Annotated in this window: 5 protein-coding genes and 2 tRNA genes; 3 read left to right on the top strand and 4 right to left on the bottom strand. The window is 35.8% G+C overall.

The window, feature by feature from the left end; all coding sequences use genetic code 11:
* Positions 1 to 44: 44 nt before the first annotated feature.
* The 4 genes from JCM15092_RS13025 to JCM15092_RS13010 all read right to left on the bottom strand — a co-directional run bounded on the left by JCM15092_RS13025 (position 45) and on the right by JCM15092_RS13010 (position 2133).
* Positions 45 to 119: transfer RNA gene (locus tag JCM15092_RS13025), tRNA-Val, on the bottom strand.
* 30 nt (positions 120 to 149) lie between these two features.
* Positions 150 to 224, bottom strand: a tRNA-Val gene (locus JCM15092_RS13020).
* A gap of 253 nt (positions 225 to 477) precedes the next feature.
* Entirely contained in the window at positions 478 to 1569 is a 1092-nt protein-coding gene (trpS, locus tag JCM15092_RS13015) for a tryptophan--tRNA ligase (RefSeq protein WP_024995040.1), read from the bottom strand.
* Positions 1570 to 1635: 66 nt separating this feature from the next.
* Positions 1636 to 2133: a TlpA family protein disulfide reductase gene (locus tag JCM15092_RS13010; protein WP_024995039.1), complete on the bottom strand. Its 498-nt coding sequence runs from the start codon at positions 2131 to 2133 to the stop codon at positions 1636 to 1638.
* Between the two features lie 94 nt (positions 2134 to 2227).
* On the opposite strand from JCM15092_RS13010, the gene JCM15092_RS13005 reads away from it, so the two are divergent.
* The 3 genes from JCM15092_RS13005 to JCM15092_RS12995 all read left to right on the top strand — a co-directional run bounded on the left by JCM15092_RS13005 (position 2228) and on the right by JCM15092_RS12995 (position 5996).
* Positions 2228 to 2992 carry a YaaA family protein gene (locus tag JCM15092_RS13005; protein WP_024995038.1) on the top strand — a complete coding sequence of 255 codons (765 nt, stop codon included), beginning with the start codon at positions 2228 to 2230 and terminating at the stop codon, positions 2990 to 2992.
* Between the two features lie 243 nt (positions 2993 to 3235).
* On the top strand, positions 3236 to 4423 hold the full coding sequence (locus JCM15092_RS13000) for a DUF418 domain-containing protein (RefSeq protein ID WP_024995037.1): 1188 nt from the start codon (positions 3236 to 3238) through the stop codon (positions 4421 to 4423).
* A 70-nt stretch (positions 4424 to 4493) separates the two neighbouring features.
* Entirely contained in the window at positions 4494 to 5996 is a 1503-nt protein-coding gene (locus tag JCM15092_RS12995) for a sensor histidine kinase (protein WP_024995036.1), read from the top strand.
* The last annotated feature ends 208 nt before the right edge of the window (positions 5997 to 6204 follow it).

The following is a 6204-nucleotide window of genomic DNA, read 5'->3' as shown; positions in this document are numbered from 1 at the left end:
CAGCTGAGCTAAACGCCCTTTATGACATTTAATATATTTTCGGGTGGGCGTTGACGGATTCGAACCGCCGACCCTCTGCTTGTAAGGCAGATGCTCTGAACCAGCTGAGCTAAACGCCCGAAAATATCAACAAGAGGTTAAGAAATAAGTGGGCGTTGACGGATTCGAACCGCCGACCCTCTGCTTGTAAGGCAGATGCTCTGAACCAGCTGAGCTAAACGCCCTTAAGCCTCTTGTTTTCAAAAGCGATGCAAAGATAGGTTTTTTAATAATAACTACCAACTTTACGAATGAGATTTTTTCTAATTTCTTTTATCCACAATGCTAATATCCTGTTTTTCACTACCATTTTAACTGGAGTAATAATTCAGAAAAAATGACATCCTTTCTAGTATGCCACCATAAAAATAAAAAAACTCCCGAAAGTCCATCTAAGAATTATCGGGAGTATAATATTTATGATTAAAATTAATGTTACTACTGATTAAAGCGCTTAGCTTGTTCTGCAATAAGATCCATATCATCAAAATAGTTTATCTTCATTGCTCTTCTAACTTCATCAAGAGTAGCACTGGCTGTTTCACGTGCTTTTTCACATCCTGTCTTAAGCATATCGTAAACAGCAGGTATATCTTTTTCAAACTCTTTTCTACGATTTCTGATAGGTTCGAGCTCTTCCTGAAGAACAGAATTCAAGAACTTCTTAACTTTCATATCTCCTAACCCACCTCTCTGGTAATGTTCCTTCAGCTCCTGAAGGTTATTGTACTCAGGCAGGTAGAGGCCGAAATGTTCAGGTTTACTGAATGCATCAAGATAGGTAAATACAGTATTACCTTCAAGCTTACCCGGATCTTGAACTCGTAAATGAGTAGGATCGGTAAACATGCTCTTCACTCTCTTTTCTACCTCGTCTGCACTGTCAGAAAGATAGATACAGTTGCCAAGTGATTTACTCATCTTAGCCTTGCCGTCAGTACCAGGAAGACGCAAGCATACCTGATTTGTAGGTAAAAGTATCTCTGGTTCTACTAGAGTCTCACCATATATATAGTTGAAGCGACGTACTATTTCACGAGCCTGTTCAAGCATAGGCTCTTGATCTTCACCTGCCGGAACTGTAGTAGCCTTGAAAGCTGTAATATCAGCTGCCTGACTTATAGGGTATGTGAAGAATCCAACAGGGATACTGCTTTCGAAATTACGCATCTGAATCTCTGTTTTCACTGTAGGGTTTCTCTGCAGACGGGAAACTGAAACAAGGTCCATGTAATAGAATGACAGCTCACAGAGTTCAGGTATCTGAGACTGTATGAATATTGTAGACTTTGTAGGATCAAGTCCGCAAGATAGATAGTCGAGAGCTACTTCAATAACATTCTGACGAACTTTTTCAGGATTCTCAATATTATCTGTCAAAGCCTGTGCATCAGCTATAAATATGAATATCTTGTCGTACTGTCCTGAGTTTTGAAGTTCCACTCTGCGTTTTAGAGAGCCTACATAATGGCCAATATGGAGACGACCGGTTGGACGATCACCGGTCAGAATTACCTTTTCTTTTTTCATTTTGAATTATAAGTACTATATCTTTATGATACAAAGATAGATAGAATGGGCAACACTAACAAATTTTTATTTCTCTAGATTTTCTTCAATTTTTTGTAAAAGGAAATTAAATTCCTCTTCTGAATATCCTTTTGATGAATAAATCAGCTTTCCCTCTTTGTCGAATAGATAAGTTCTTGGAATTGTTTTATCAGCAAAAAGAGAATAAACCTCACGCTTTGGATCAGGATATAGCGGGAAAGTAAACTTCTTTACGTTGTTATACTCTTTCAGTTGTTCTTCGGTATGTTCCCTGCCTATCACAACTATTGCAAACTGACTATTATCCTTAAATTTTGGCCATAGCACATTCTGTACTTCAGCAAGTTCTGCCTGACATGGTCCGCACCATGTTGCAAATAATGTTACAAGAACAACTTTATTATTAAGATCAGATGATTTCAAATTCCCGTTTATAGAAGATTCCAAAGAGAATTCAGGCAACTGACTTCCAATCTCCATTTCTTGAGCATTAACTATCAAACTCATTATAAATGAGATGAACAATAGTGTTATCTTTTTCATTGTATAATTATATTAGTTTCATATATAACTGTTTCAGCAAAATTATAAATTCTTCCAAACCTATTGTTATATTTAGACAATAAATCTTACAATTATGATGATATTGATTTCTTGTGCTAAGACTATGTCAGATAAGGCAACATATAATGTTCCCTTTACCACAACACCAATATTCAAAGAGTATGCGATAAGAGAAAGTATAGAACTCTCTGAACGTAGTACGGAAGAGTTGGCAAGCATGCTTTACGTTAACACAGACATAGCGTTAAAGAACCACCTCAGATATAGAGATTTTCTCTCGGAGGAGCCTCAACCCATCCCTGCTCTTTTTGCATATACCGGCACTGTATTCAGAAATATCAATCCAAAGACACTCTCGCAAGAAGATCTGGCATATGCACAGGATCATCTGCTAATAACCTCATTCCTCTATGGTCTGCTCAGACCTTTTGATACTATAAAAAGCTACCGCCTTGAAGGTAATGTAAAGTTATCCGAGAATGGAGGAATAAGTATGTTTGATTTCTGGAAGAATGAGCTTACAGATCTGTTTATTGATCTTGTAAACAAAAACGGAGGGACATTAGTGTATCTGGCAAGTGAGGAAATGAAAGATCTTTTTCATTGGAAAAAAGTTGAAAAGAAAATAAACATTATTTATCCTGAATTTCAAGTTATGAAAAAAGATAAGTTAAAAACAATAGTGGTTTATACAAAGATGTGCAGAGGCCAAATGACTAAGTATATTCTTGAAAACAGAATAGAGAATATAGATGAACTAAAGAATTTCTCTTGGGAGGGGTTCACTTTTAATGAAGAGAGAAGTAAAGGGAATAAATTTCATTTCATCTTTTTTTAATAATAAATTTATTAATAGGTTTCTTCATACTTTAATAGCTATATAACTAGTTATGCTGACAGTTAAACCGGTACTGCTGAATGGAACAAGCAGCTAAGTGAGAACTGTGCTAATACAGTTACTTATAAACATTGGTAAATTGGGTGTTGATAAAAGTCGGCTTTTTGTTTTTGTTTTGGGAATTTGTTGTTTATTTGTAAATTCACATCTACAATTCTTAATTAACATAGAAATTCTAACATAATGAAAAACACATTGATGCCAAGCGAAAGGCTTAGCGTTGTAGATTCACTACGTGGATTTGCACTTTTAGGGATAGTACTCCTACATAATCTAGAACATTACAATATTTACTTCAAGCCTGAATTTATCCCTTCATGGCTGCAATCTGTCGACCAAGGAGTATGGGACACTCTGTTTTTCTTTTTTGGTGGTAAATCTTACGCTATATTTTCATTATTGTTTGGTTTCAGCTTCTTCATCCAACTCAGAAATGCACAGAAAAGAGGAGATAGCTTCAAATTAAGATTTGCATGGAGAATGGTTCTTCTTGCAATGTTTGCACAGTTACATGCAATATTTTATAATGGTGACATCCTTCTACTATATGCTTTAGTTGGGCTATTCCTAATACCCGCATCCTATCTGAAAGACAAGGCAGTATTATGGATTGCAATAATACTCCTGTTACAACCTTTGGAATGGATAAAGTTCATATATGCCATCTGCGTGCCGGGATATCAACCATCACCCGACATGTATGAACAGTATGCCACAATCTCAATAGGCTCAACCATGAACGACGGCCTTTGGAATCTCATTAAAACCAATATAGTAGAGGGACAGCTATTCAGTTTCTTATGGCAAGTTGAGAATGGAAGATTGTTACAGGCTACCGGCCTTTTCTATTTAGGAATGTTACTTGGGAGAAAAGAGTATTTTGTCAACACAGCTGATTCGCATATATTCTGGAAGAAAGCTCTCAAGTGTGCAGCTATAGCTTTCGTACCACTTTACATCATAAACATATGGTGCGTGAAACTTGTTGACAGCAACATTATGATGATACCATTCAAAATAGTTTTGCCATCTCTTATGAACTTCTCAATGATGGCAATCTATGTATCAGGCTTTTGTCTGTTATGGTTCAAGAAGAAAGATAGATATAGATGGCAGAAAATAACCATACCTTTCGGACGTATGAGTCTGACCAACTACATAACTCAATCTGTTATCGGTGTAACTCTATTCTATGGATTCGGTTTCGGACTATATAAGTATACAGGAGCAAGCGTATCTCTAGTAATAGGTGTAATGATATTTGTACTACTTCTTTACACTAGCAGACGTTGGCTGACTAGCCACAAACAGGGACCTCTGGAATATATCTGGAAGAAACTTACATGGATAAAGCTATTCAGTAAAATCTGATTATAAAAAAATATTTTTCTTTACCATTCTGATAAATAAAAACTATATTTGCAAAAAAGAGTATTTGGACATGAAAACATATTCCTTTCTATTTATATTTTGCCTTTCAATTCTTAGTGTTCAAGCACAAAACACCACTCAGTTAAAAAGCAATGAAAAGCAAATTACTGCACAAGCAACAACCGGTAATACATTCAATAGACTAATACAAAACAAGCAATATAAAGAGGCTGTAAATGAAGGCATAAAGTTAAGCCAGTCGTATACTGCAAATGTTAAGTATAAAGAGGCTTTTGCAATATGCAGAGCGATGGACGAATTTATACTTCAGGACGAAGTTGAAAAGAACAAACCAAATTATGAGCTTCGTTACCTAGTGAATAAAGAGCGCTTGCGCATGTATACCAATATCAAGAAATGGGATCAGAGCAAAAACTATCTTGCTATACTTAATGACTACGCTACGAAGCTTAAATCAGAAGCTATAAAAGAGGACTTATTGTTTACAGAAGCATCAGTTTACCACTCTTACGGTTTGGTGGAGAAGAGTATAGAAGCATATAAAAAGATTGTTAACCTACGTTCAAAAGGTAAGGAAGGTCTTGCAATTGGAGATACTTACAAGCAGATGATAGATTATGCACGACAGAATAACAATGCTCCACTAGCAATAGCAATGAAGAAGCTATACACAGCTTGGCAGGACTCAATCAATAAGGTACAGACAACAGTTGAACTCAACACTCTTAAGGAGAAATATGACACTACTCAGATCTCTTTGAAAGATAAAGAGGGAACTATCAAGACAAATATATTTATAATCATATCACTTTGTGTTCTTTGCGCTGTATTGGCTGTTGCAGTCCTATTCTTGTTAGGACTTCTTTTCAAGAATGTAAGTAAGTACAAGAAACTTAATACAAGTTTAGCTATTGCAAATGAGAACAATAACCAGAAATCTCATTTCATTAGTAATATCAGTGCACAGATTGATCCTACTCTTGACAGAATAAGTGAAAAAATTGCCTTATATCCATCTACCGATGTAGTAAAGAGTAGCGTAGAGGCTTTAAAGAATCTTACTAAAGACATACACTCTTTTATATCTCTTGAAGAGACAAAAGATGAGAAATATCCGCAACAGGATATTAATATAAATAGCTTATGTGAAAGAATTATGGAGGAAGCCAAGGTGAACTTCAAGCCAAATGTAGAAGCTGTATTGAATGTTCCTAGAGTTACAATCCACACAAATCCAGAAGCCCTTGAAAAAATACTTTCTCATCTGCTTATGAATGCAGCCATTTACACTGAGAGCGGTAAGATAACACTGGAGTTCAAGAAGAGAAGTGCTCATTCTGGTCAATTCATGGTTACTGATACAGGCTGCGGAATTGACAAAGATAGATATGATTCTATTTTCAAACCTTTCACACAAGTTCATGACATAAGTGAAGGTTCAGGACTTGGCTTGCCATCATGCTCAATAATCGCGTTCAAGCTTAATGGTAACATAAGAATTGATGAAGATTACAAAAAGGGAACAAGATTTATCCTTGAACTGCACTCATAAAAGCTTGTAATATCACTCCAATAAGTGATTACAATAATAATACAAAGTCCTGCCCATAACCATTATGGACAGGACTTCGTCTATAATTATATCACTATCTACAATTTGATATAATACTTTCGTAAAAAACGTTCTCCCTGAACGAATAAATCTTTATCCCAAGCCTTTGGATACTTATCCTAAGCCTTAGGATTAATATCCTAAAGCT

Origin of the sequence: Phocaeicola paurosaccharolyticus JCM 15092 (genome assembly GCF_000613805.1) — a bacterium.
Lineage (GTDB): Bacteria > Bacteroidota > Bacteroidia > Bacteroidales > Bacteroidaceae > Phocaeicola > Phocaeicola paurosaccharolyticus.
Note: the sequence above shows the minus strand (reverse complement) of the source record. Positions and strands in the feature narration are given on the sequence as shown.

Coding starts and splice junctions, on each gene's coding strand:
- JCM15092_RS12995 (WP_024995036.1), top strand. CDS start 4,494: ATGAAAACATATTCCTTTCTATTTATATTTTGCCTTTCAATTCTTAGT.
- JCM15092_RS13005 (WP_024995038.1), top strand. CDS start 2,228: ATGATGATATTGATTTCTTGTGCTAAGACTATGTCAGATAAGGCAACA.
- JCM15092_RS13010 (WP_024995039.1), bottom strand. CDS start 2,133: ATGAAAAAGATAACACTATTGTTCATCTCATTTATAATGAGTTTGATA.
- JCM15092_RS13000 (WP_024995037.1), top strand. CDS start 3,236: ATGAAAAACACATTGATGCCAAGCGAAAGGCTTAGCGTTGTAGATTCA.
- trpS (WP_024995040.1), bottom strand. CDS start 1,569: ATGAAAAAAGAAAAGGTAATTCTGACCGGTGATCGTCCAACCGGTCGT.